The organism is Limimonas halophila (assembly GCF_900100655.1).
Classification (GTDB): Bacteria; Pseudomonadota; Alphaproteobacteria; order Kiloniellales; family Rhodovibrionaceae; genus Limimonas; species Limimonas halophila.
Genome location: NZ_FNCE01000008.1, coordinates 81,606 through 106,299 on the forward strand (window position 1 = coordinate 81,606; position 24,694 = coordinate 106,299).

The following is a 24,694-nucleotide window of genomic DNA, read 5'->3' on the forward strand; positions in this document are numbered from 1 at the left end:
CGCCCGCAAGAACCCGCTACTCAGCCGAAACTGGCCGCGAAGCGCTCCGCCTTCTTCGCCAGATCGACGTCGCGCTGGCTCACGCCGCCGACGTCGTGGCTCGAAAGCGTGATGTCCACGCGGTTGTAAACGTTGAACCACTCCGGGTGGTGGTCCATCTTTTCCGCAGCGAGCGCCACGCGGGTCATGAACGCGAAGGCTTGGTTGAAGGTCTTGAACGTGTAGGACTTGTGGATCGCGTCGCGCCCCTCGACGGCTGTCCAGCCGTCCAGCTCGGCGAGCGCGCTGTCGCGTTCGGCCTGGCTGAGAACACCGGCCATGACCTGCCTCCTCTGGTTTCATTGCCGGTGCAGAGCTGAGCCAACACCCTTCGGTGGTCAAGTGCCCCGAAGACGATGAACGGACCCCTGACGCCCATGGCACGATTCCACGACGTCGACCGCTTCACCACGCCGCCCGATCTGGCCGACCTCGAAGCCCTCGCGCGCGAGGCCACGGCCCTGATCCCCGAGGAGCTGCGGCGCTGGGTGGAGAACGTCACCGTGCGTGTGGAGGACTTCCCCGACGACGACACCATGGAGGAGTTGGGCCTGGAGACGCCCTTCGACATCCTCGGCCTCTACCGCGGCGTCAACCTGCTGCGCAAATCCACGCAGGACTCGCCGCAGGACCTCGACACGATCTACCTCTTCCGCCGCCCCATCCTCGACTACTGGTGCGAAAGCGGCGAAGACCTGCGCGAACTCGTGCGCCACGTCCTCATCCACGAGGTGGGCCACCACTTCGGCTTCTCCGACGAGGACATGGAGCGCATCGAACAGCAGCCGTCGTCGCGGTAAAACAGCGCTCGTCCCAGTAAAACGCGGGCCAGTTTCAGAACGCATTGGGCAGATGCTGCGGCCACCGCCCCGGCACCACGAGAACGGCGTCGAAGCGCAGGTCATGGCCGTGCAGCTCGGGCCGGCGCTGGAGGTAGGCTTCGGCGGCGCGCGCGATGCGCCGGCGCTGGCGCGGCGCGATGGCGTGGCGCGCGGTCGCGGAGTCGGGGCGTGCCTTGACCTCGACGAAGGCGAGGCAGCGCCCACGCCGGGCGATCAGGTCGATCTCGCCGACGGGCGTGGCGTGGCGCCGGGCGAGGATGCGGTAGCCCTTCAGCCGCAGCCACCACGCCGCCAGCGTCTCCGCGCGCCAGCCCTTCATCCATCTTCGTCCTTGATCGTCAGCGCGCGCTTGTAGACCTGCTTGCGCGGCAGCCCGGTTTCCCGCGTCACCTCGCTCACGGCGTCGCGCACGCTCTGCCCGGCCAGGGCGGCGCGCAGGCGCGCGTCCAGCTCGGCCTCGCCGGGCGGCTCGGCGGGCACGGGCGGCGCGACGACGACGACGATCTCGCCCTTTGCCGTCGTTTCGCCATAGTGCGCGGCCAGCTCGGGAAGGGTGGCGCGGCGCGTTTCCTCGAAGCGCTTGGTGAGCTCGCGCACCACGGCGGCCTCGCGCGCGCCCAGCACGGCGGCCATGTCGGCGAGGCTGGCGCCCAGGCGCTGCGGCGATTCGTAGACCACGAGGCTCGCCGGCACGGCCGCCAGCTCGGCCAGGGTGTCGCGGCGCGCCTTGGTCTTGTGCGGCAGGAAGCCCTGGAAGAAAAAGCGGTCGGTGGGCAGCCCGGCGACGGCCAGCGCCGCCACGGCCGCCGAGGCGCCCGGCACCGAACGCACGGGGATGCCCGCGTCCTGCGCCGCGCGCACCAGCTTGTAGCCGGGATCGGAGATCAGCGGCGTGCCGGCGTCGGACACCAAGGCCAGGGTTTCCCCGGCGTCCAGGCGCGCGAGCAACTCGGGCCGGCGCCGCTCGGCGTTGTGCTCGTGGTAGGACACCAGGGGGCACTGAAGCCCGTGCGCGGCCAGCAGCTTGCCGGTGACGCGGGTGTCCTCGCAGACCACGGCGTCGGTCTGGCGCAGGATGTCGAGCGCGCGCAGGCTGATGTCCTGCAGGTTGCCGATGGGGGTGGCGACGACGTGAAGAACCCCCTCGGCTTGCCGGGGGATATCGGCACCGCTAGCCTCCGCGGCGGGAGACGCCGCCTGCGAGGGATCGGAAGGGCGCGATGGCTGGGACGGCGACATGGCTCGGATACCGGCTGGCGCGGCTGGCGGCGGGTGCGGCGCTGGCCGTGCTTGCGGCGGCCTGCTCCACGACGGCGGACCGGGAGCGTGCCGCCGCCGAGGCCGAGGCACAACCCGAACCGCAGCGCCCGGCGGTCGAGCCGCGCGAGGTGCCGCTGGTCGGCGAGCAGCTGCGCGACCGGGACACCGAGCCGCCGCAGCTGGACGTCGAGCCGCAGCGTGCCGCGCCGCCCGACATCGAGTTGCAGCCGCCCGACACCGGCCCGGACCGCCAGCGCGTGGCGCTGCTGCTGCCGCTCAGCGGCGACAACGCGGGCCTCGGCCGCGCCATGCAGCGGGCGGCGCAGCTCGCGCTCTTCGACATCGCGGACAAGCAGTTCGAGCTGATCGTCCGCGACACCGAGGGCACGGCGGACGGCGCCAAGACCGCCGCGCGCGCGGCCGTGGACGCCGGCGCGAACCTCATCCTGGGGCCGGTGTTCTCCAGCTCCGTGCGCGCCGTAACCCCCGTGGCGCGCGGCGCCCGGGTCCCGGTGCTGGCCTTTTCCAACAACCGCCGCGTGGCACAGGCGGGCGTCTACGTCATGGGCCACATGCCCGGCCCGCAGGTGCAGCGCGTCGTGGGCTTCGCCAGCAGCCGCGGGCTGTCGCGCTTCGCCGCCCTGGTGCCGGACAACGGCTACGGCGAGATCGTCACGAGCGCCCTGCGCGAGGCGGCCCGGCGGACCGGCGGCGAGCTGGCGGCGCACGAGCGCTTCGAACCCGGCAGCCGCGACGTCTCCGGCCCGGTCAAGCGGCTGAGCGATTACGGCGAGCGCAAACAGGCGCTGAAAGAGCGCATCGCCGAGGTGAAGCAGCGCAACGGCGACGGCGCGGACGCCACCCTGGACAAGCTCAAGACGATGGACGCGCTCGGGCAGGCCCCCTTCGACGCCGTGCTCGTGCCCGTGGGTGGCAAGCGGTTGAAGGCCGTTGCGCCCATGCTGTCCTATTACGATGTCGACCCCTCGGAGGTGCAGTTCCTCGGCACCTCCACCTGGGCGGACCCGAGCCTGGGCACCGAGCCGGCGCTCGTGGGCGGCTGGTTCGCCGCGCCCTCGCCCAAGGGCTGGAAGCGCTTCGCCGGGCAGTACCAGGACGCCTACGGCGAGGCGCCGCCGCGCCTCGCCTCGCTGGCTTACGACGCCACCGCGCTGGCCGCCGTGCTGGCGCGGCAGGCGCCCGAGGGCGAGCGCACGGGGCCGTCGGTCTACGCCGCCGACCGCCTTACCCAGCGCAGCGGCTTCGCCGGGGTGGACGGGCTGTTCCGCCTCTCCCCCGACGGCATGGTGGAGCGCCGCTATGCCGTGATGGAGATGCAGCGCAACGAACTGAAGGTGTTGGACCCGGCGCCCGATTCCTTCCGCGCGGTGACGAACTAGCCGCCCCGCGACGGGCTCCGCGAGGACACGGCGATGCCGACGAAACTGGCCGGACAACGCGCCAAGTTCAGCCGCGCGCGGTCCCAGTATTTCACGGCGCTGGACGAAGCCGAGCAACACCGGGCGGCGGAAAAGATGGCCGAGGTGCTGGCGGACGCCTCCGCCAACGGCTTTAGCGAACCCGACGTCACCCAGGGCGAAGACGTCCCCGCCCAGGCCCGCGACCTCGTCCGGCATGTCGAACCGGGCGAGGAAGAAACCGACGAAGAAGCCATCCAAGCGGCGGAAGCGGCGGTGGACCGCTCCGGCTGCAAGACAATCGGCACAGGGCCGGAATGCGTCTATGCGTACGGCTACGCGTGCGCGCAGGACCGGTTGAAGGTTGGAAGCAGCACCGGCGACGTCATCTCCCGTGTCGCCAGCCAGATCCACACCTCCACGCCGGACCGGCCGCATCTCGTCTTGATGATCCAGACCCATGACGCGCGGGCGCTGGAACGGTCCATCCACGGAATCCTTCGCCTGCACGGCAGAAAGGTTCCGGGCGCGGGCGCGGAGTGGTTCTTCGTGTCGCCACGCGAGCTTGAGGCGATCTACGAACGCATCGCGGACGCGCTTTCCTGAGTCCGGCCCGGCCAGCCCCGCCGCCCGGGGCGTGAAGCGCACCCTTCCCCTGATCCCGTGCAACCCACCGCGACCGGCACGTCACGCGCATGTCGCACACGTGTGCTGCCTTTGCCCTGCGCGGCCAAGCCTGTGAGACCGATCACAGCGGGTCGCGTGCACCTTGGGCATGTCCTGGGGCAAGGCCAGCGTGAAACGCGCACAGCATCACAAAGGGGGTCACGATGAATCTCGCACTCACCGCGCGCGGCGACATCCTGCGCGCCGTCCTGGTCGGCCTGCTGGTCGCGGTCGGCACGGGCGTCGTCACGGTTCCGCTGTTCAAGCTGGGCATCGCGCCCATGCCCGAGGCACCCAGCCTCGCCTTCGCGAAGACGCTCTTCGGCCCGGTGCCGGACCCAGTCGGGCTGCTGTTCCACGTGCTCTACGTCACCGGCGTGACGGCCGCGGTGCTGGCGCTGCTGACCGGCGCACGCCCGAGCGGCAAGACGATCGCGCTCGTCTCGCTCGCGCTCTACCTCGTCGCGGTCGCGCTCTTCTTCCCCATTGTCGGCTGGGGCTTCGCCGGCATGGCGGTGACACCGAAGATCGCCGTCGCCGCGATCGGGCCGCACGTGCTCTACGGGCTGGTGTTCTGGGGCGCGAACCGCCTCGTCTTCCGCCAGCGCCGCGAGCCGGGCCTGGCGTAACGGTCACAAGCTAACCCCCACACGAAGGCCGGCCCCATCGGGCCGGCCTTTTACACGTCCGCACCCTACGCCAGCAGGTAGCCGAGCACGGCATCCAACCGCTGGCGGCCCTCCGCCGTGGCGCGGAGGCCGTCATCGTCCAGCGTGACGTAGCCTTCCTCGCGCAGCGCCGCGAGGCGGTCCGCATCCAGGCAGGCCTCCGGCGCCGCGCCCAGTTCGCGGTGGAAGGCATCCCGCGCGATGCCCTCGCTGAGGCGCAGGCCCATCATCACCAGCTCGTCCAGGCGGTCCGACCGGGCGAGCGGTGTCCGGGTCCGCGTGGCGTGGCCCTGCGCCTGCACCTGCCGCAGCCACACCTCGGGCGCGGCGTGCTGGCGCGTGGCGAGCTTCTCGCCGCCGACCGTCAGCCGGCCGTGCGCGCCGGGGCCGACGCCGAGGTAATCCCCGTAGCGCCAGTAGGTCAGGTTGTGGCGGCATGCCGCACCGGGCCGGGCGTGGTTGGAGATCTCGTAGGCCGGCAGGCCGTGCGCGGTCAGGCGGTCCTGCGTCAGCTCGAAGACGGCGCTCGCCGTCTCCTCGTCGGGCATGACCAGCTCGCCGCGCCGCCAGGACGCGTGGAAGGCCGTCCCCGGCTCAATCGTGAGCTGGTAGATCGAAATGTGGTCGGGGCCCTCCGCCAGCGCGCGGTCCAGCTCCGCCGCCCAGGCGTCCGGCGTCTGCCCGGGGCGCGCGGTCATCAGGTCGAAGGAGATGCGCGGGGCGTGTTTGCGCGCCAGGGCCACCGCGTCCAGCGCTTCGGCGGCCGAGTGCTGGCGCCCCAGGAAGGTGAGCGTGCGGTCGTCCAGCGCCTGCACGCCCAGCGAGATGCGGTTCACCCCCGCCGCGCGGAAACCTTCGAAGCGCGCCGCCTCCGCCGAGGTGGGGTTGGCCTCCAGGGTGATCTCGGCCTCGGGGTCGAGGTCGAAGCGCTCGCCCACGCGCCGGATGACGGCCTCCACGCTCGCCGGATCCATCAGTGAGGGCGTGCCGCCGCCGAAGAAGATGGAGGTGACGCGCCGGCCTTCCGTTTCGCGCGCGGAATAGTCCAGCTCGGCGCACAGCGCTGCCCGCCACGCGCCGTGGTCGACCTCGGGACGGACGTGGCTGTTGAAGTCGCAGTACGGGCACTTGGCCTTGCAGAAGGGCCAGTGCACATAAACGCCGAAACCGGGGTCGCGGTCCCCGACCGCGTTACGCCCCGTCATCGCCGAAGAGGTCCGCGACCAGCTTGTTGAAGGCCCGCGCGCGGTGGCTGATGGCGTGCTTGGCCTGCGGCTCCATCTCCCCGAAGGTGATGTCGTGGCCGTCGGCCTTGAAGATGGGGTCGTAGCCGAAACCCTTGTCGCCGCGCGGCGGCCACACGATCGTGCCGGTCACGCGCCCCTCGTAGACGCGCTGCGCGCCGTCGGGCCAGGCCACGCAGAGGGCGCACACGAAGGCCGCCGACCAGTCGCCGGCGTCCGCGAGTTCGCGGTGCACGCGCTCCATGGCGGCGGCGAAGTCCTTGTCCGGCCCCGCCCAGCGCGCGGAGTGGATGCCCGGCCGGCCGCCGAGCGCGTCCACCGTCAGCCCGGAATCGTCGGCGAGCGCGGGCACGCCCGCCTGCCGCGCCGCGTTCCGCGCCTTGAGCGCGGCGTTCTCGGCGAAGCTCGCGCCGGTTTCCTCGGGCTCGTCGATCCCGGCCTCGCCGGCGCTTTCCACGAGGATGCCGCGCGGCTCCACCAGCTCGGCGATCTCCCGGACCTTGCCGGGGTTGTGGCTGGCGATGACGAGGCGGTCGCTGCCCAGCCCGATGGCGCTCATCTCAGCCGATCCCGACCGCCTGGAGCTGGCGCGTGCACAGCTTGGCGACGCCGCCCTCGGCGAGCGTGAGCAGGCTGTCGAAGGTGGCGCGGTCGAAGGGCTGATCCTCCGCCGTCGCCTGGATCTCCACGATCTGCCCGCGCCCGGTGAGCACGAAGTTGGCGTCGGCGGCGGCCGTGGAATCCTCGTCGTAGTCCAGGTCCAGCACGGGCGTGCCGTTGTAGAGGCCGCAGGACACCGCGGCGACCTGATCCGTCAGCGGGATGGTCTCGATCACCTTGGCCTGGCGCATGAAGTCGAAGGCCAGGTAGAGCGCCACGTAGCTGCCCGTGATGGCGGCCGTGCGCGTGCCGCCGTCGGCCTGGATGACGTCGCAGTCGATCTGGACGCTGCGCTCGCCGAAGCCGGTCGGGTCGGTCACCGCGCGCAGCGAGCGCCCGATCAGGCGCTGGATCTCCAGCGTGCGCCCGCCCTGCTTGCCGCGCGCGGCCTCGCGGGCGCCGCGCGTGTGGGTGGCGCGCGGGAGCATGCCGTACTCGGCCGTCACCCAGCCCTGGCCGCTGCCGCGCATGAAGCCGGGCACCTTGTCCTCGATCGACGCGGTGCAGAGCACGTGGGTGTCGCCGAACTTGGCCATGCACGAGCCTTCGGCGTGCTTGCTCACGTTCGGTTCGAGCCGGACTTCGCGCAGGGCGTCGGACGCGCGGCCGGAGGGACGCATGCGGCCTCCTTCGGGTGGGATTTGGGTGAACGCGCGGACGCTACACCCCGCCTTCCCGAGCGTCCAGGGGCGCGTTGACGCCCGCGCGGGGCGTGCTTACATGCCGGAACCAGAAGATCCGGGATCCCCATGACACAGCCAGTGAACGCCGAGGCGAAGCGATCCGCGCTGTCCTCGCTGACCGAGCGCAGCCGGGAAATCCTTCGCCGGGTCGTCGATGCCTACGTCACCACGGGCGCCCCGGTCGGCTCGCGCACGCTGTCGCGCTCGCAGGGCATGGAACTCTCGCCCGCGACCGTGCGCAACGTCATGGCCGACCTGGAGGACGCCGGGCTGCTCTACGCGCCCCACACCTCCGCGGGCCGCCTGCCCACGGAGATGGGGCTGCGCCTGTTCGTCGACGGCCTGCTGGAATACGGCAACATCTCCGAGAACGACCGCAAGGAGATCGAGGCGCACTGCTCCGCCAGCGGGCGCAGCCTCTCCCAGGTGCTCGAAGACGCCAGCGAGATGCTGTCCGAGCTGACGGGCTCGGCGGGGCTGGTGGTGGCGCCCAAGCTCCAGGGCGAGCGCCTCAAGCACATCGAGTTCGTCAACCTCGGCCCCGGCCGCGCGCTGGTGGTGCTGGTCACGCAGTCGGGCGCGGTGGAGAACCGCGTGATCGACGTGCCGCGCGGCCTGCCCGCCGCCTCGCTGGTGGAGGCCAGCAACTACCTCTCCGAGCGGCTGGTCGGGCGCACCCTGGGCGAGGTGCAGCAACTCGTGCACCAGGAGCTGGACCAGCAACGCGCCGAGCTGAACGAGCTGACCACCAAGCTGGTGGAAGCCGGCATCGCCGACTGGTCGGGCAGCGACCACAACGCGCTGATCGTGCGCGGGCACTCGCAGCTGCTGGAAGACGTTAGCGCGATCGAGGATCTGGAGCGCATCCGCTCCCTCTTCTCCGCGCTGGAAACGAAGGAATCCTTCCTCAAGCTGCTCGACCTGACGGAAAATGCCGAGGGCGTGCAGATCTTCATCGGCGCCGAGAACGAGTTGTTCGGCATGTCCGGGTGCTCCATGGTGGTCGCGCCCTACGGCAACGCGCAGCAGCAGCAGTTCGTCGGCGCCATCGGGGTCATCGGCCCGACGCGCATCGACTACGCGCGCATCATCCCGATGGTGGATTACACGGCCAAGGTGATCGGCAGCCTGGTGGGCTGACCCCCGAAGGCCACACGGGACATTCCGCGACACGGACACGACTCTCGACACGGACACGACGGCACAGGAAAGGACGGCGCAGCCCATGACCGCGAAGAAGCAGCGCGCGAACGAAAACGACCAGCCCTCGCAGCCCGACAGCGAGGCCGCGCGGGCCGAGGCCAACGCCAAGGCGGCGGCCGAGGAAGCCGCGCGCATGGCCGAGGAAGCCGCGAACGCCGAGGGCGCGGCCGAGGAGGCCGATTCCCTCGACTTTGGCGACGCGGGCGGCGAGGCCACTTCGGACGAGAGCCTTCAGGCCGAGATCGAGGACCTGCGCGAGCGCCTGCAGCGCGCCATGGCGGAGACGGAGAACGTGCGCCGCCGCGCCGACCGCGAGCGCCAGGAGACGCAGAAGTACGCCGCCACCGGGTTCGCCAAGGACCTGCTGGGCGTGGCCGACAACCTGCGCCGGGCGATCGACGCCGTCTCGCACGAGGAGGCCGAGAGCAACCAGACGCTGCGCACCCTGCTCGAAGGCGTGCAGATGACGGAGCGCGAGCTGCACGAGGCCTTCGAGAAGCACCACATCAAGCCCATCCAGGCGGTGCCGGGCCAGAAGTTCGACCCGCACTACCACGAGGCCATGTTCGAGGTGCCCACGAACGAGCAGAACCCGGGCACGATCGTCCACATCCTGCAGACCGGCTACATGCTGCACGACCGCCTGCTGCGGCCGACGCGCGTGGGCGTCGCCAAGGCCGGCGACGGCAACGGCGCGGGCGGCAACGGCCAGAGCGTCGACCAGTCCGCCTGAGGCGACCGGCGCGGCGACAACGCGGCCGGCTTCATCCCCCTGGCGCCCGCCAGGGGGATTTTTCGTGCGCGGTTATCGGGGTGTGGCGCCTGTCCGGGGTGTGACGGGGCGCACAGCGCATCGGGGGCGGAGCGTCCACCTTCCAGGGTGTGAAGCGACAGGACACCCCCCGACGAAAGGATCCCCGATGAACCGCACGACACGCGTCTCCCTCAGCGCCCTGGCCGGCGCCGGCCTCGGCCTCGCCCTGGTTTCCACGGTCGCCGCGGAGCCACCCCGCGAGATCATCCAGCAGCAGCGCGCCGCGCAGGCCCCGGCGTCCCAGGTCGCCGGCCCCGGCACCGGCCCGACCCAGGCGGGCAAGGACACGATCGTTCACGCCGGGAACGCGGTGAGCCCGGGCGCGCTCACCCGGGCCGTGGACGGCAACACCGAGAGCCGGCCGCAGCTGGCCGCGGACACGACCCGGCGCCCCGACCCGGGCCGGTAAGCCGACCCGGCATCCCGTCGAAGCCTCCCTTTCCGTTCACTCCCGCCTTCACCCCCGGCCCACCGGCCGGGGGCTTTTTTGTGCCGCCGGTACGGGCGCGGCGGGGCTTGGACACGGCGCAACCGCCCTGCTATGCGCCGGGTAGCAGTGGTCCGGGCAGCGAGGGCAGGAGAGATGACCAGCTACCGCATCGGCGTCGCGGGGTGCCGCGGGCGCATGGGCCGCATGATCGCGCAGGCGGTCGCCGAGCATCCCGAGGTCGCGCTCGCCGGCGGCACGGAGCAGGCCGGCAGCGAGGCCGTGGGCGCGGACCTGGGCGAACTGCTGGGCATGGGCCGGCTGAACGCCCCCATCACCGACGACCCGCCGACGCTGTTCGCCAACGCCGACGCCGTCATCGACTTCACGCTGCCCGAATTGACCGCGCGCCACGCCGGGCTGGCGGCGCAGGCGGAGACGGTGCTGGTGATCGGCACCACGGGCCTGGACGCCGAGCAGCAGGCCGCGATCGAGCGCGCGGCCCGGCACACGCGCATCGTCCAGGCGCCCAACATGTCGCTGGGGGTGAACCTGCTGCTCGACCTGGTGAAGCAGGTGGCACAGGCGCTCGACCCCGCCTTCGACATCGAGATCACCGAGATGCACCACCGCCACAAGAAGGACGCGCCCTCGGGCACGGCGCTGGCGCTGGGCCGGGCCGCCGCCGCGGGACGCGGCGTGGACCTGGACGATGTGGCGGACCGCGGGCGCGACGGCCTCACCGGCCCGCGGCGCGAGGGCGACATCGGCTTCGCGGCGCTGCGCGGCGGCGAGGTCGCGGGCGAGCACACCGTCTGCTTCGCCGGGGCCAACGAGCGCATCGAGCTGACCCACAAGGCGGACAGCCGCGGCATCTTCGCCCAAGGCGCCATCACGGCGGCGCAGTGGGCGCGCCGTCAGGACCCGGGGCTGTATGCCATGAAGGACGTGCTCGGCCTGGGCTGACCCGACAGGCCGAGCACACGGATCACGCGGCCAGTCAGTCGTCCTCGTTGGGCGATCCGGCGGTATCGGGCGGGGTGCGGCGGACGGCGGGAGCGGGCGTGGCGCGCAGGCGGTCCAGCAGGCCGGCCACGCGCTCGCGCATGCACGACGCGGAGACGCCGTCCACCGCCGCAATCTCGTCGAGCGACTGACCGTGCAGAAGGCGCTGGGCCAGTTCGCAGTCTTTCAACGGAAGTCCGCTCATATCTCGGGCTCATGCGCAGCCCCGCCCAGTCTCGTGCGCACAAGCCCTCTTGGCCACGGTGCACGGCCGGCGGCGGGGCGGTTCAACCAACCCGCCGCTTCCTGGCAGGCCCTTACCTTTTGAGGCACAACGGGAGACTAGCCGAACGGGGGATTTGGAACAAGGAATATCTAATACAAAACTTTTGCGCCGCAGCAACGACTTAGCCGGGTTTCGCCATCGAATTTCAGCCGTGTGCCGTAGCCCGCATGGCCGGCCGGGCGTCCGACCGGACGCGACGCGGACCCGGCCGGACGGCGCGCGCCCCCGAGCCGCCCCGCCCGCCGGCGGGGCCTGGCGGGCGGTCATGCGGCGGACGCCGGCACGGGCGCGGAGTCGACCGCCAGGCGGTAGCCGCCGCCCGCCGTTTCAATGCGCACGCGACCGTCCGCCGCCGCCGCGAGCTTCTGGCGCAGCCGGTAGACGTGCGTTTCCACGGTGTGCGTCTCCACGGCCGGGTGCGCGTGCCACACCGCGTCCAGCAGGTCGCGCCGGGTCACGGCCGTCTGCCCGGCCCGGAAGAGGATCCGCAGCAGCCCCATCTCCTTTTCCGTGAGCTGCACGCGGCGCCCGGTTTCCACGTTCACCAGCAGGCGCGGCCAGGGCCGCAGCTGCACCGGGCCCACGGTCACGGGGGCGTCGCTGCGCCGGTCGTGGGCGCGCAGGTGGGCGCGCAGGCGCGCGACCAGGACCGGCACACCCGTTGCCGCGCGGTCGACGCAGTCCAGGGCGCCGGCATCCAGCGCCGCTTCGACCGTCTCCGGGGCGGGCACGTCCGCGAGCGCCACGATCACGGCGTCCAGCCCGCCGCGGCGCAGCACGGCCACGCCGTCGGCCGGCGCGGCGTCCCCGGCGTCGAGCAGCACGGCGTCGAACGGGTGCCCGGCCGCCAGGGCCTCGGCCTCGGCGAGGTCGCCGGCCTCGGTGACGGCAAACTCCTCGTGCAGGCGCAGCGTGGCGGCCAGGGCCGAGCGGCGGCCGGCGTCCGGGTCGACGAGCAGCAGCGTGCGGGGCGTGGTCGCCATGGCATCCTCCGGGCTTCGGGCTGAGTGACTGGGGCCACAGTTTTCCCAACCAGTCCGGCCCGCGCTGTGCGCGCGCTCACACCCCGAACACGCGCATCCCGCAGGGGCCGCGCCCGGCGCCCATTGATCCGGCCGCGGGTTTGGGCGACGGTGGCCTTTGAACCGAAAAGGCCGCCGCACGGCGCCCCACCGAACGGATTCGACCTTCATGAAGCGCTTCCTGATCCTGCTGGCGATCGTCGTGGTCGCCGTGATCGCGGTGCTCGCGATCGCCCCCTTCGTCATCCCCGTCGACACCTACAAGAATCAGATCGCCAAGCGCGTCGAGGCTGCGACCGGGCGGCAGCTGACGATCGCCGGGGACATCGGCCTTTCCCTGCTGCCGCGCACGCAGCTGACGGTCGGCGGGGTGAGCTTTGCCAACGCGGCCTGGGCCGAGCGCGACACCATGGCGGAGCTGCAATCGCTCAAGGTGCGGGTGAACCCATGGTCGCTGCTGCAGGGCGCGCTCGACGTCGAGCAGTTCGTGCTGGAGAAGCCGGTGATCCATCTGGCCGTGAGCCCCGAGGGCGAGCCCAACTGGGCCTTCGGCGAGGCCGCGCCCGCCGACACGGGCGCCGGCGGCGAGCAGGCGCCGGCCGACGAGGGCGGCGCGCCCATGGGCGACCTCAGCCTGCGGGACGTGCGCCTCGTCGACGGCACGGTGACCTACACCGACATGGCGGCGGGCACCACGCAGACGCTCGAGAAGGTCAACCTCGCGCTGGACCTGAAGACCCTGGACGCCCCGTTCAGCGCCGACGGCGCGCTCACCTGGCGCGGCGAACCCGTCGAGCTGACGCTGGAAACCGGCGCGCCGCGCGGGCTGATGACCGGCGAGCCGACCGACGTGGCGCTGGACGTGGACTCCAAGCACATCACGCTGGCCTACGACGGCACGGTCACGAACGCGCAACCGCGCAAGATCGCCGGGGACGTCGATCTGAAGATCCCCTCGGTGAAGGCGCTGGCGGCCTGGACGGGCAACCCCGTGCCCGCGCGCGAGGACGCGCTGGAAACCTTCCGCCTCGCCGGCACGGTGGACGCGACGGGCCAGCAGTACGCCTTCACGGCCAAGGAGCTGCGCCTGGACGCGATGCAGGGCGACGGCTCCGTGGGCGTGGACCTCAGCGGCGCCAAGCCCTTCCTGACGGGCAACCTCGCCTTCGCCGAACTGGACGTCACGCCCTACATGCCGCCGCCGACGAAGGACGGCGAGCAGCAGGCCGACGGCGCCGACGACGGCGGCGCGCCGGCCGATTGGTCCGACGAGCCCATCGATTTCTCGGCCCTGTCGACGCTGAACGCCGACGTCGAGGTGAGCGCCGAGGCGCTGAAGGCGCGCGACATCCAGGTCGGCCGCAGCGCGCTGGCGCTGGGCGTGCGCGACAGCCGCCTGCAGCTCGATCTCAAGCAGCTCGAACTCTACGACGGCTCGGGCAGCGGGCAGGTCGTGGTCAACGCGCGCACCGACGTGCCGAGCTTCGCCAGCAGCATGGCGATGAAGGGCGTCGCGGCGCGGCCCCTGCTGAAGGACTCCGCGGGCTTCGACCGCCTGGAGGGCACGGGCACGATCTCCTACGACGTGCAGGCCGAGGGCCGCTCGCAGAAGGCGATGATCGCCAACCTCGACGGCAAGGGCGCGATCGCGTTCGAAAACGGCGCCATCCGGGGCATCAACCTCGCGCAGATGGTGCGCAACGTGAAGACCGCCTTCACCGGCGGCGGGGGAACGCAGAAGACGGACTTCGCCGAGCTGGCCGGCACCTTCACGATCACCGACGGCGTGCTGAAGAACGACGACCTCCTGCTGCTCAACCCGCTGCTGCGGGTGCGCGGCGAGGGCACCTCGAACATCCTCAAGCGCACCGTGGACTACCGCATCACGCCCAAGGCGGTCGCCTCCACGAAAGGCCAGGGCGGCGAGACGGACAGGTCCGGCATCGCCGTGCCCGTCGTCGTCTCCGGCCCCTGGCACGACCTGAGCTACAAGCCGGACCTGGAAAGCGCCATCAAGTCGGCCGTGCAGGACCCCGGCAAGGTCAAGCAGCAGGCCGAAGAGACGCTCAAGCGCATGCGCTCCGGCGGCGGCGTCGGCGAGGCGCTCAAGGGCCTCACCGGCGGCGGGGACACCGGCGGCGACGACACGGAGGACGGGGAGCAGCAGCAGAACGGCGGCTCCAGTTCGCCCGCTGACAAGGCCAAAGACGCCATCGACAAGCTCTTCGGCAACTGATCCCAGCCGCCGGCCGGGACGGCCCCGGGTGGCATCGCCCGCCCGGGATCGGCCGTCCGGGGAATGGCGACACAAAACATCCATCATTAAACTTTTGGACATCGCAAGCGACGTCTGATAGCCGTCCACGCCACGCAATCAGGGCGCGCTGATGCCGATGTTCACCACACATCCGTGCCAAGCGTTTCTGGATCACTGGTCGGCGTGCCGCACCGCGGGCTGCCGCGTGGCCGCCCGCAGCCGGCTGGACCCCGTGGACATGCCGCGGCTGCTGCCGCAGATGATCGTCTACGATGTCGGCGATACGGCCGAGGATGTTGCGTTCCGGCTGGTGGGCACGGGCATCACGCGGCGCTGGGGCTTCGATCCCACGGGGCGCGCGTGCGCCCGCGTGCTCGGCGGGGAGGACGGACGCGACTTCGCCGCGGCGATCCTGCGCGCGGCGCGCGATTCCGCGGGCCTGCGCATGGTCCGGCGCCACGAACGCGCCAGCGGCGCCGTCGACGAGATCGAGGTCTGTGCCCTGCCCGTCTGGCACGAGGTTCGCGGGGTGGCGCAGGTGATGTCCGTCTCCGCGCCCGTCCGCCTGGACCGGCGGCACACGGATGCCGCCAACGACCCCATTCGCCGCCGCGCGCCGGTGGCGCAAAGCTTCTTTTCCCTGGACCCGAAGCCGGACGCTGCCGCCCTCGCGTAACCGCGTCCCGCCCCGACGTCACCGCGTCCCCACTTGTGAAGATCGCGGCGTAGCGCGCTGGCGCGTGTGAATGATAAACCGCATGCTCGGTCAAATCCGCCCGAGGTGGCACCACCTTGGCCGTGAAATTGACCCGTCCAACACAGAGACGGGGCGCTTTCGGCAGGTTTTGTTCGCAAACCCGAACTGGAAGCGATCCGGGCACGCGGGGGCTGCTCACGGGCAATGGCGCGCCGCAGGAGGAAGCAAGAGGACCGCGCGACGACCGGGTCCGGCCCGCACAAACGCCGGCCGCTGCTGCGCCTGGCGAAGTGGGCGTTCGTGCTCGGGGTCTGGGGGCTGGTCGCACTGGCCGCGCTGGTCGCCTACTACGCCCACGACCTGCCCGACGTCGAGCGCGCCATGGCGGAGACGCGCGAGCCCACCGTCACCTTCCGCGCGCGCGACGGCAGCGTGCTGGCGACCTACGGCAACGCCTACGGCGGGCGCGTGGAGCTGGACGCCCTGCCGCCAAGCCTGCCGCGCGCCGTCATGGCGGTGGAGGACCGGCGCTTCTACGACCACCACGGCGTCGACCCGCTGGGCCTGCTGCGGGCAAGCTGGGTCAATCTGCGCGCCTGGGACGTCGTCCAGGGCGGCTCCACGATCACGCAGCAGCTCGCCAAGAACCTCTTCCTCTCCCCGGCGCAGACGCTGAAGCGCAAGGTGCAGGAGCTGATCCTGGCGGTCTGGCTGGAGCGCACCTTCTCCAAGGACGAGATCCTGGAACTGTACTTGAACCGCGTGTATCTGGGCGCGGGCGTCTACGGCGTGGACGCGGCGGCGCAGCGCTACTTCGGCAAATCCGCGCGCGAGCTCACCCTCTACGAGTCCGCCATGCTGGCGGGGATGCTCAAGGCGCCCTCGGACCTCAACCCGCGCCACCATCCCGACGCCGCGCACGCGCGCACCGAAACCGTGCTGAACGACATGGTCGCCGCCGGGTTCATTTCCGACGCGCGGGCCGAGCGCGCGGCGCGCGAACGCCGGCGCGGCCACGCCGCGGTCAGCACCAGCGGGCGCTATTTCACCGACTGGGCCATGAAGCGCGTGCGCGGGCGCATCGGCACGCCGCGCCGGGACATCACCGTACACACCACGCTGGACCCGGACCTCCAGCGCGTCACTCAGCGCACGCTCTCGGACACCTTGGCCGAAGAGGGCCGCGCGGCCGACGCGGGCCAGGGCGCGGTGGTCAGCATGACGCCGGACGGGGCCGTGCGCGCGTTGGTGGGCGGCAGCGGCTACGCGGAAACCCCCTACAACCGCGCCACGCAGGCGCGGCGGCAGCCGGCCTCCACCTTCAAGCCCTTCGTCTACCTCGCCGCGGTCGAGGACGGGATGACGCCCGACACGAGGATGGTCGACGAACCCGTCACCGTGAACGGCTGGTCGCCGGAGAACTACGACGACACCTACCGCGGCGAGGTGACGCTGCGCGAAGCCTTCGCGCGCTCCATCAATTCCGTGGCCGCAAAACTGATCGCGCGGGTCGGCGCCGAGACGGTGGTGCGCGCGGCCCACCGCCTGGGCATCACCAGCGAGCTGCAGCCGCATCCGAGCCTCGCGCTCGGCACCTCGGAGGTGTCGCTGCTCCACCTGACCGGTGCCTACGCCGTTTTCGCCAACCGGGGCCGCGACGCACAGCCCTACGGCGTTCAGCGCATCACCGCCGACGACGGCGAGGTGCTCTACGAGCACCCCGACCGCCCGGGAAGCCGCCTCGTGGCCGAACCGCACGTGCGCCGCATGACGGACCTGCTGCGCGCCGACATCGTCTGGGGGACTGGGACGGGCGCCGATCCGGGCCGCCCCGCCGGCGGCAAGACTGGCACGAGCCAGAACGCGCGCGACGCCTGGTTCGTCGGTTTCACCGCGGAACTGGTCACCGGCGTGTGGCTGGGCAACGACGACGGCCGGCCCATGGACGGCGTCACCGGCAGCGGCCTGCCCGCCGCGATCTGGCGCCAGGTGACGCGGCAGGCCCTGCGCGGCGTCCCCGAAAAGCCCCTGCCCGGCCGCACGCCCCGTGTCGCGGACAAGCCCGAGGGCGAGAGCACGCGCGCGGAAACCGGGAGCGGCGGCGACGGTGTGATCTCACGGATCATCGACTCGCTCGACGGCGGCAGCTCCCGGGCGCGGACGCCTCAGGAGGGCCCGGAGTCCCACGAGTTGAACCGGGGACGCTGACGCGCCGCAAACCCGCGAGCGTGCGTGCCCGCCCCGGCGGCAATTCGCTTTCCGATGAGCGGCGCGCGCCCGGCAGGCTGCGGCTGGATCGTCGCACCGGCAAGGCCGCCCACCCGAACAGCGACGCATGCCGGAATCCGAAAATTTCAAGCCCGTTGGTGGGGACCTGTTGGACGGAGCGGAAAGAAACAGTGGTGCCGCGGGACGGACTCGAACCGCCGACCTACGCATTACGAATGCGTTGCTCTACCAACTGAGCTACCGCGGCACCGGCGCGCCGTCGAATGCGCGGCAAACCTAATGTCCGCCCGCCACAGCGTCAACGCTCGACGGCGCTTTCCTCGGCATTTGCACCCGCGTCGCCGTCGCCGCCGCGCCCCGCCTGCACGGCGAGGCGCGCGCGCTCGTCCGGGGCGCCGGTCTCGATCGCCTGAACCGGGCCGGCGTGGATTTCCGGCGGACTCTGCCAAGCGAAGCTGTCGAAGGTGTCGCACTGCGGGCACTGCCCGTACCACTGGTGCGCAACGGTGCCGCAGTGGGTGCACACCCAGGCCGGGTCGGCGGGCGCGTCGGCGGCGCGGCGCAGCCACTGGCGCGCGGCCTCGCGGTCGTCGTGCTGACGCTCCTCCAGCTCCGCCATCAGGCGGCAGATGCCCTCGCTGGCGCGCTCGCCGGCCGCGCGGCCCAGATGGGTGCGCGCCTTGTCCCAGAGCCCGGCTTCCAGCGCCAGCCTGCCCAGCGCCAGTTCGCTTTCGCGGTGGCCCGCGTTGCGGTCGGCCAGCCGGCGCACCGTCTGGTAGCGCTGCTGCGCGTCCTGGCTCGGCTTCGCCTCCAGGTAGAGATCGACCAGATCCGGATGCGGATGCTCGGCCCAGGCGCGCTCGATCGTCTTGGCGGCGCCGCGCGGGTCGTCGCCGTCCAGTTGCACCCGCGCCCGGATCGCGGCGGCGGGCGGCAGCTCCGGCGCCTCCTTCACGGCCTCGCGCGACTCGTGGTCCGCCGCCTCGCGGTTGCCCTCGGCCAGATGCCGGCGGGCGCGCTCGGTGAGCACCACGCCGCGCCGGCGCGAGGTTTCGGCGCGGGTGAGCTGGTCGTGCCGGTGCAGATCGCGCAGCGCATCCAGGGCGGTGTCGGTTTCACCCAGCTTGAAGGCCAGATCGAACAGCGCCCACAGGACCCACGGCGTTTCCGGGCGGATGTCGTAGGCTTGGCGCGCGTACTGCAGCGCCGCCTGCCAGTTGCCCTCGTGCTGCGCCTGCCGCAGCAGCCCGCGCAACCCCAGGAAGCGCGTCTCCGGGTCCTCCAGCATGGCGGTGAAGTAGCGCGCCGCGGCTTCCTCGTCGCCGTTGAGTTGCGCCGCCTGCGCGGAGAGCAGCATCGTCAGCGGCGGATCGTCCAAGAGGTCGTCCGCCTTGCGGGCGAAGCGCCGCGCCTCCTGCGGCTCCCCGGCGGCGACGGCGACCATGCCCTGGGTGAGCGCGCGGTAGCCGTGCTGGCGGCGCCGGTTGCGCCAGAACTGCCCGATGTTGCCGGGCACGCGCAGCAGCCCGCCCCAGAAGCGGTAGGTCAGCGCCGCGATCACCGCGACGGCGGCGACGATCAGCAGCAGGATGCCGAACGAGGTTTCCAGCCGGTAGCCCTGCCAGGTGACGACCGCCTCGCCCGGCTGGTCCGCCAGCCAGACGGCGACCGCGACCAGGACGGCGAGTTTGAGGAAGAAGATCAGCCCGCGGATCATGGTTTAGCCGCCGCTCCCCTGGCCGTCCGCCTGTTTGGCGCTCGTGGCCTGCTGGAGGGCGCGGGCGTTCGTCTGCAACCAGCCGCCGAGCGCGGCCACGGCCTCGTTGGCGGCCACGCGCGCCCGGGCATCGGCCAGCCACGGCGCCATCGCCTCGGCGGGCTTGCCCGAGAGTTTTTCCAGCGCCGTCACGGCGCCCTCGAGGTCTCCGGCTTCGAGCTGCGCCTGCGCCCGCGCCAGGATGCCCGTGGGGCCGCTGCCGCCCGCGTCGGGCTCGACCGGGCGCACGCTGATGACGTTGTTCAGCCGCCGCAGCACACCGCCGAGCAGCCCCCCGTCCTCGCCGGAGGCCGCGGCGCCGACGGCGTCGCGTGCGGCGTCGTTGTAGCGCGCCGCCAGCTGCTCCCGCGTGGGGATGCCCTCACCGGCCCGGTCGGCCAGCTTTTCCAGCTGCGCCTGCGCCGGAGCATCGGCGGGCAGGACGTCGCGCGCCGCCTGCAACTCGGCCTCGAAGGGCGCCTTGAAGCGCAGGGCGTCGCGCAGCTCGGTGACGACCATGATACGGGCCACCTGCGACGCCGCGGCCGTGCGCGCAACCTCCTCGACGTTGGCGCGGTTCTCCATGCGCTGGCGCAGCGTTTCCATCCCGGCCAGCTGCTCGTCCACGGCCGCGACGCGGCTGCTCAGCTTCTGCACGGATTCGGTGTCCGCGGCCTGGTTTTCCACCGTCTGGACCCGCCCGGAGAGGGTGTCGACGCGCTCGGCGAGGGAATCGATGCGCCCAACGGCCGTTTCCAGGCGCGTGGTGGCGTTGTCCAGGCGGCTCGCCAGTTCGCCCGCCTCGTCGGTGGCGCTTTCGACGCGCTGGCTCAGCTCCTCGACGCGCGACGGCGAAACCACCTCGCGCCCGGCCAGGTCCTGAACCTGCTGGTCGAGCTTGCCGACGCGCTCCTGCACCTGCTGCTGGAGGTCCGTGAACTCCCCGCGCAGGCCCTCGGCCCGGTCGATGACGGTGTCGACGCGGTCCACGCGCTGCTGCAGCTCGGCGAGCTGCTTGGCCGCGCCCGAGGGCGCCGCGTCGCCCTGGCCCGTGACCAGCGGCAGCCAGGTGTCGCGCAGCACGATCGTGCCGCCGGCGACCACAATGACGATGGCCGCGCCCAGCAGCATGCCGGGCACCCAGCCGACGGGGCGCGGTTGCGGCGGTGGCGGCGCGGGGGTCGCCGGGCCGGCCTCCTCGCCGTCCGGAATCTCGGCGGCGCTGGCGGCGGCGGCAGCCGCGGCGGAGCGCACCGCCTGCAGCTCTTCCTCGGTCTCGGGCTGGCCGGTTTCCGGGTCGATGAACTCGTCCGGGTGCGCGGCCGCCGGCTCGGGCTCGGTTTCGGCGGTGGGACCGAAGCTGGGCGTGGGCTCGGGCTCCGCGCTCTCTGCCTCGGCGTGCTCCGCGGCGGTGTCCCGGCTGGCTTCCAGCAGCTCGGGATCCAGCTCGATGCCGTGGTGCGCAGCGGCGTCCAGGATCTCGTCGTGGCGGGACAGCGGGATGGCGCCGCGGTTCTTCCAGCCCTGCACCGTGGACACCGCGACGCCGAGCTTGGTCGCCATGGGGCGGATGCCGCCGAAGCGGGCGATGACCGTCTGGGCGGCGTTGGCGCCGTCGTCGTGCCCGCCGTGGGACTCGTGATCGCCGTCCCCCGGCTGCGGCGGGTCCTGACTGGGATCCCGGTCCTGGGTCATGCGTGTCGGTCCGCCTCCCTGGATGGGGCCGCGGCCTCTCCATCGCCAAGGCCGGAGAGGACGGCCAGCAGTGCGGTGCGTTCCGGCCGGGCGGCGAGGTGCACGCCGGCCCAGGTCAGGGCCCGAACACGCTCCGCCACCGCGGGCGACAGGCACACGGCGTGCAGGCGCCGGCAGGCCGCGCCAAGGTCCGCCGACCGCACGACGCTAACAAAGGTGTCCGCCGTACGGGGAGAGAAAAACAGCACCCCGTCGAGCGTGCCGTTCGCCAGCGCGGCGTGTGCGTCCGCGGGCAGGTCCGTCACCGGCACACAATCGTAGAGGGCTTCGCGGTGCACCGTGAAACCGGCGTCGCGCAGGGTTTCCGCCAGCGCCCCGCGCGTCACCGTGCCGGCGGCATGATACAGCGCCCCCTCCGCCGGGGTCAGGCGTGCGCGCACGTGCGCGGCCAAGGAGGCTGCATCGCCGCCCGCCGCCTCGACATGCTGAAACCCGCGCCCCCGCGCCGCCTCGGCCGTGGCTTTCCCCACCGCGAAAACGGGCAGATCGCGCCGGTCCGAAACGCTGGTGAACGCGCGCACGCCATTGGCGGAGGTGAAGAGCAGCGCCTGCACGCCGCGCACATCCGGGGCCGTGCGCGCGGTTACGTGGACCTCCAGCATGGGCGCGAGGACGGCCGTATGGCCGTGCGCGTGCAGATCGGTGAGCAGGTCCTCGGCGTCCGCTTGCGGGCGCGTGACCAGCACATGCATGGGTCAGATCATCTCCGCCAGCCGGGCGAAGAAGTCGTCCCCGGCGCGCCGGCGCAGCTCGTGCCCGGCGTCGCGGGCGAGCGCCCCGGCGTCCGCGACCGGCCCCGTACGCTCGGTGGCCCAGCACTCGCTGCCGTCCGGCCAGGCAACCAGGGCGCGCACATACACCCGCTCGCCCGCAAGCGGTTCGACCAGCACGCCGATGGGCGTCTGGCAGGAGCCGTCCAGCACGTCCAGGCAGGCGCGTTCGGCGTGGACGCAGCGGGCCACGGCGGGATCGTCGATCGCGGACACCATCTCGCGCGTTCGCGTGTCGGCGGCGCGCGTTTCCAGCGCCAGCGCACCCTGGGCGACGCCCGGCAGCATTTCGGCGGGGTCGAGCACCGCCGTCGCCCGGTCCGCCATGTCCATGCGCGCCAGCCCGGCGTGGGCGAGCAGCGTGGCGTCGGCCTCGCCGTCGGCCAGCTTGCGCAGGCGGGTCTGAAGGTTGCCGCGGAAGGTGACGACGCGGACGTCCGGGCGCAGCGCCAGGATCTGGGCCTGGCGGCGCAGGCTGGCGGTGCCCACGCGCGCGCCCTCCGGCAACCCGGCGATCGTGGCGCTTTTCGGCGAGAACCAGGCATCGCGCGGGTCGGCGCGCTCGGGCACGGCGGCGAGGCTCAAGCCGTCCGGCAGCCAGGTCGGAACGTCCTTCAGCGAATGGACGGCGGCGTCGATGCGCCCGTCCAGCAGGGCGTCCTCCAGCTCCTTGGTGAAGAGGCCCTTGCCGCCGATCTCGGCGAGGCGTCGCTTGGTCTCCACGTCGCCCGTGGTCTTGACGGGGACGATCTCGACGGCGTCGGGCGCCGCGAGCGCCGGGTTGGCGGCTTGCAGGCGCGCGCGCACGATCTCCGCCTGCCGCAGCGCCAGGGGACTGCCGCGGCTGCCCAGGCGGAGCGGGGGTGTGGCCGCTGTCATGTGCGTGGTGTAGAACCGGCGCGGAGCGAGAGCAAGCCACCGCACGGATCGCCGGGATGCGCGTCCTCGGGATCGAGACCTCCTGCGACGAAACCGCCGCCGCCGTCGTCGACGGCGAGCGCCGGCTGTTGAGCAACCTGGTGGTGTCGCAGCTCGACGAGCACCGGCCGTTCGGCGGCGTCGTGCCCGAGGTCGCGGCGCGCGCCCACCTGGAATACCTGGATTCGCTGATCGCGCGCGCCATGGACGATGCGGGCCTCGGCTACGGCGAGCTGGACGGCGTCGCCGCCACCGCCGGCCCCGGCCTCATCGGCGGGCTGTTCGTGGGGCTGATGACGGGCAAGGCCATCGCCGCCGCGCGCGATCTGCCGCTGATGGCGGTGAACCACCTGGAGGCGCACGCGCTGACGGCGCGGCTGACGGACGACCTGCCCTTCCCCTACCTCCTGTTGCTGGTTTCCGGCGGGCACTGCCAGCTCGTCGCCGTCGGCGGCGTGGGCCGCTACACCGTCTACGGCGGCACGGTGGACGACGCCGTGGGCGAAGCCTTCGACAAGACGGCCAAGCTGCTCGGCCTGGGCTACCCCGGCGGCCCGGCGCTGGAGCGCGCAGCGGTGGACGGCGATCCGGCGCGCTTCCCGCTGCCGCGGCCGATGCTGGGGCGCGAGGGCTGCCGCATGTCGTTTTCCGGGCTGAAGACGGCGGTGCGCCACACCGTCGAGCGCCTGGACACCCTGGACGAACGCACGGTCGGCGACCTCGCCGCCGCCTTCCAGGCGGCGGTGGCGGACGTGCTTGCGGACCGCTGCGCCAACGCGCTGGACGCCTTCGCCCGCGACCACGGCGTGCCGGGGCCGCTGGTGGTCGCCGGCGGTGTGGCGGCCAACGCGGCGCTGCGCGCGCGCCTCGAAGATCTGGCGGGCGCGCGCGGAACGCGGCTGGTGGCGCCGCCGCTGGGCCTGTGTTCCGACAACGCCGCCATGATCGGCTGGGCGGGCGTGGAGCGCCTGCGCCTGGGCTGCACCGACGGCCTGGACGCGCGCGCCCGCCCGCGCTGGCCGTTAACGGAGATGAGTCCCGCGGACGTCGAAAAGGGAGCCGCGGCATGGAGCGCGTGAGCATCATCGGCGCCGGCGCCTGGGGCACGGCACTGGCGCAGGCGGCGCGCCGGGCGGGCTGCGAGGTCACGCTCTGGGCGCACAATCCCGAGGTGGCGGAGACACTGGCGGTGCATCAGGAAAACCGCCACTACCTGCCGGGCATCCCGCTGGACCCGGCGATCCGGCCCACCGCCGACCTCACCCACGCCGCCGAGGCGGGCGACGTGCTGGTGCTCGCCACCCCGGCGCAGCACCTGCGCACGATCGCCGAGCGGCTGCATCCCGTGACGGGCGCGGAGGTGCCGGCGGTGATCGCGGCCAAGGGCCTGGAACGCGGCAGCAGCGCGCTGATGAGCGCCGTGCTCGCCGAGGCGCTGCCCGGCCGGCCGGCGGCCGTGCTCTCCGGCCCCACCTTCGCGGGCGAGGTCGCGCGCGGGCTGCCCGCCGCCGCCACGCTCGCCGCCGAGGACACCGAGGGCGCGGCGGCGCTGGTGGAGACGCTGGGCAGCCGCGCCTTCCGGCTCTACGCCAGCACGGACGTGGTTGGCGCCCAGATCGGCGGCGCGGTGAAGAACGTCGTCGCCATCGCGGCGGGCATCGTCGCCGGACGCGGGCTGGGCGAGAACGCACGCGCCGCGCTCATCACGCGCGGGCTGGCGGAGATCGGCCGCCTGGCGGTGGCCCGGGGCGCGCACGCGGAAACGCTGAGCGGGCTGTCGGGCCTGGGCGACCTGACGCTGACCTGCACCGGCATCGCCTCGCGCAACTACACGCTCGGGGTCGCGCTGGGCGAAGGGCACGCGCTGGCGGACGTGCTGGCGGCGCGGCGCAGCGTCACCGAGGGCATCCACACCGCCAAGGCCGTTACGGCGCTGGCCGAGCGCGCGGGCGTGGACATGCCCATCGCCGCGGGCGTGGACGCGGTGGTCAACCACGACGCGGCGCTCGACGACACGATCGACGCCCTGCTGGCGCGGCCCTTCCGGTCGGAGAGCCGATAAGGGCGTCACCGCC

25 protein-coding genes and 1 tRNA gene are annotated in these 24,694 nt (G+C 72.5%); 13 read left to right on the forward strand and 13 right to left on the reverse strand.

What is annotated here, in order from left to right; all coding sequences use genetic code 11:
- Positions 1-20 precede the first annotated feature (20 nt).
- Positions 21-320 carry a 4a-hydroxytetrahydrobiopterin dehydratase gene (locus tag BLQ43_RS10840; protein WP_090020707.1) on the reverse strand — a complete coding sequence of 100 codons (300 nt, stop codon included), beginning with the start codon at positions 318-320 and terminating at the stop codon, positions 21-23.
- Positions 321-416: 96 nt separating this feature from the next.
- On the opposite strand from BLQ43_RS10840, the gene BLQ43_RS10845 reads away from it, so the two are divergent.
- Positions 417-839, forward strand: coding sequence for a metallopeptidase family protein (locus tag BLQ43_RS10845; protein WP_090020834.1), 423 nt, complete (start codon positions 417-419; stop codon positions 837-839).
- A 34-nt stretch (positions 840-873) separates the two neighbouring features.
- Here BLQ43_RS10845 and BLQ43_RS14860 read toward each other — a convergent pair whose 3' ends face one another.
- Positions 874-1,200: a YraN family protein gene (locus BLQ43_RS14860; protein WP_090020709.1), complete on the reverse strand. Its 327-nt coding sequence runs from the start codon at positions 1,198-1,200 to the stop codon at positions 874-876.
- Positions 1,197-2,120, reverse strand: coding sequence for a 16S rRNA (cytidine(1402)-2'-O)-methyltransferase (gene rsmI / locus BLQ43_RS14865; protein ID WP_090020711.1), 924 nt, complete (start codon positions 2,118-2,120; stop codon positions 1,197-1,199). The genes BLQ43_RS14860 and rsmI overlap by 4 nt, the downstream gene beginning before the upstream one ends.
- Between rsmI and BLQ43_RS10860 the strand changes: the two genes are divergently transcribed.
- The 3 genes from BLQ43_RS10860 (at position 2,102) to BLQ43_RS10870 (ending at position 4,854) form a co-directional block, all read left to right on the forward strand.
- Positions 2,102-3,541 carry a penicillin-binding protein activator gene (locus BLQ43_RS10860; protein ID WP_090020713.1) on the forward strand — a complete coding sequence of 480 codons (1,440 nt, stop codon included), beginning with the start codon at positions 2,102-2,104 and terminating at the stop codon, positions 3,539-3,541. The two genes, rsmI and BLQ43_RS10860, sit on opposite strands and share 19 nt — an antisense overlap.
- Before the next feature lie 33 nt (positions 3,542-3,574).
- Positions 3,575-4,165 carry a GIY-YIG nuclease family protein gene (locus BLQ43_RS10865; protein ID WP_090020715.1) on the forward strand — a complete coding sequence of 197 codons (591 nt, stop codon included), beginning with the start codon at positions 3,575-3,577 and terminating at the stop codon, positions 4,163-4,165.
- A gap of 224 nt (positions 4,166-4,389) precedes the next feature.
- Entirely contained in the window at positions 4,390-4,854 is a 465-nt protein-coding gene (locus tag BLQ43_RS10870; RefSeq protein ID WP_090020717.1) for a hypothetical protein, read from the forward strand.
- 65 nt (positions 4,855-4,919) lie between these two features.
- Here the strand turns inward: BLQ43_RS10870 and hemW are convergent, their stop codons facing one another.
- From hemW to rph, 3 genes are read right to left on the reverse strand one after another with little or no spacing between them, the layout of a single operon-like run.
- Positions 4,920-6,098, reverse strand: coding sequence for a radical SAM family heme chaperone HemW (hemW, locus tag BLQ43_RS10875; protein WP_090020719.1), 1,179 nt, complete (start codon positions 6,096-6,098; stop codon positions 4,920-4,922).
- Positions 6,085-6,696: an RdgB/HAM1 family non-canonical purine NTP pyrophosphatase gene (rdgB, locus tag BLQ43_RS10880; RefSeq protein ID WP_090020721.1), complete on the reverse strand. Its 612-nt coding sequence runs from the start codon at positions 6,694-6,696 to the stop codon at positions 6,085-6,087. The genes hemW and rdgB overlap by 14 nt, the downstream gene beginning before the upstream one ends.
- Position 6,697: 1 nt before the next feature.
- The gene (gene rph, locus BLQ43_RS10885) at positions 6,698-7,417 is read right to left on the reverse strand and encodes a ribonuclease PH (RefSeq protein ID WP_090020723.1); all 720 of its coding nucleotides are present in this window, start codon (positions 7,415-7,417) and stop codon (positions 6,698-6,700) included.
- A gap of 129 nt (positions 7,418-7,546) precedes the next feature.
- Here rph and hrcA point away from each other — a divergent pair, with 129 nt between their 5' ends.
- The 4 genes from hrcA to dapB all read left to right on the forward strand — a co-directional run bounded on the left by hrcA (position 7,547) and on the right by dapB (position 10,890).
- Positions 7,547-8,620, forward strand: coding sequence for a heat-inducible transcriptional repressor HrcA (gene hrcA / locus BLQ43_RS10890; protein WP_090020726.1), 1,074 nt, complete (start codon positions 7,547-7,549; stop codon positions 8,618-8,620).
- A gap of 85 nt (positions 8,621-8,705) precedes the next feature.
- Positions 8,706-9,416, forward strand: a complete 711-nt coding sequence (grpE, locus tag BLQ43_RS10895; RefSeq protein ID WP_090020728.1) for a nucleotide exchange factor GrpE — start codon at positions 8,706-8,708, stop codon at positions 9,414-9,416.
- Between the two features lie 187 nt (positions 9,417-9,603).
- Positions 9,604-9,906, forward strand: a complete 303-nt coding sequence (locus BLQ43_RS14655) for a hypothetical protein (protein WP_090020730.1) — start codon at positions 9,604-9,606, stop codon at positions 9,904-9,906.
- 174 nt (positions 9,907-10,080) lie between these two features.
- Positions 10,081-10,890: a 4-hydroxy-tetrahydrodipicolinate reductase gene (gene dapB / locus BLQ43_RS10905; protein ID WP_090020733.1), complete on the forward strand. Its 810-nt coding sequence runs from the start codon at positions 10,081-10,083 to the stop codon at positions 10,888-10,890.
- 34 nt (positions 10,891-10,924) lie between these two features.
- On the opposite strand, the gene BLQ43_RS10910 is transcribed toward dapB, so the two are convergent.
- Both BLQ43_RS10910 and BLQ43_RS10915 read right to left on the reverse strand, forming a co-directional pair.
- A complete protein-coding gene (locus BLQ43_RS10910; protein ID WP_143006262.1) occupies positions 10,925-11,134 on the reverse strand; it encodes a hypothetical protein in 210 nt (69 codons plus the stop codon).
- A gap of 344 nt (positions 11,135-11,478) precedes the next feature.
- Positions 11,479-12,198: a response regulator transcription factor gene (locus BLQ43_RS10915; RefSeq protein ID WP_090020738.1), complete on the reverse strand. Its 720-nt coding sequence runs from the start codon at positions 12,196-12,198 to the stop codon at positions 11,479-11,481.
- A 208-nt stretch (positions 12,199-12,406) separates the two neighbouring features.
- Between BLQ43_RS10915 and BLQ43_RS10920 the strand changes: the two genes are divergently transcribed.
- The 3 genes from BLQ43_RS10920 to BLQ43_RS10930 all read left to right on the forward strand — a co-directional run bounded on the left by BLQ43_RS10920 (position 12,407) and on the right by BLQ43_RS10930 (position 17,399).
- On the forward strand, positions 12,407-14,473 hold the full coding sequence (locus BLQ43_RS10920; RefSeq protein WP_090020740.1) for an AsmA family protein: 2,067 nt from the start codon (positions 12,407-12,409) through the stop codon (positions 14,471-14,473).
- 157 nt (positions 14,474-14,630) lie between these two features.
- Entirely contained in the window at positions 14,631-15,170 is a 540-nt protein-coding gene (locus BLQ43_RS10925) for a PAS domain-containing protein (RefSeq protein ID WP_281217571.1), read from the forward strand.
- Between the two features lie 225 nt (positions 15,171-15,395).
- Entirely contained in the window at positions 15,396-17,399 is a 2,004-nt protein-coding gene (locus tag BLQ43_RS10930) for a transglycosylase domain-containing protein (RefSeq protein ID WP_090020745.1), read from the forward strand.
- Between the two features lie 192 nt (positions 17,400-17,591).
- Here the strand turns inward: BLQ43_RS10930 and BLQ43_RS10935 are convergent.
- From BLQ43_RS10935 to hemC, 5 genes are all read right to left on the reverse strand, one after another.
- A tRNA-Thr gene (locus BLQ43_RS10935) sits at positions 17,592-17,667 on the reverse strand.
- 51 nt (positions 17,668-17,718) lie between these two features.
- On the reverse strand, positions 17,719-19,137 hold the full coding sequence (locus BLQ43_RS10940; protein WP_090020747.1) for a heme biosynthesis protein HemY: 1,419 nt from the start codon (positions 19,135-19,137) through the stop codon (positions 17,719-17,721).
- Positions 19,138-19,140: 3 nt separating this feature from the next.
- Entirely contained in the window at positions 19,141-20,871 is a 1,731-nt protein-coding gene (locus BLQ43_RS10945) for a COG4223 family protein (RefSeq protein ID WP_090020749.1), read from the reverse strand.
- Entirely contained in the window at positions 20,868-21,623 is a 756-nt protein-coding gene (locus tag BLQ43_RS10950; RefSeq protein ID WP_090020751.1) for a uroporphyrinogen-III synthase, read from the reverse strand. Before BLQ43_RS10950 ends, BLQ43_RS10945 begins: the two co-directional genes overlap by 4 nt.
- Before the next feature lie 3 nt (positions 21,624-21,626).
- On the reverse strand, positions 21,627-22,580 hold the full coding sequence (hemC, locus tag BLQ43_RS10955; RefSeq protein ID WP_090020753.1) for a hydroxymethylbilane synthase: 954 nt from the start codon (positions 22,578-22,580) through the stop codon (positions 21,627-21,629).
- Positions 22,581-22,636: 56 nt separating this feature from the next.
- Between hemC and tsaD the strand changes: the two genes are divergently transcribed.
- A complete protein-coding gene (tsaD, locus tag BLQ43_RS10960; RefSeq protein ID WP_090020756.1) occupies positions 22,637-23,698 on the forward strand; it encodes a tRNA (adenosine(37)-N6)-threonylcarbamoyltransferase complex transferase subunit TsaD in 1,062 nt (353 codons plus the stop codon).
- A complete protein-coding gene (locus BLQ43_RS10965) occupies positions 23,686-24,681 on the forward strand; it encodes an NAD(P)H-dependent glycerol-3-phosphate dehydrogenase (protein ID WP_090020758.1) in 996 nt (331 codons plus the stop codon). Before tsaD ends, BLQ43_RS10965 begins: the two co-directional genes overlap by 13 nt.
- Positions 24,682-24,694: the final 13 nt, after the last annotated feature.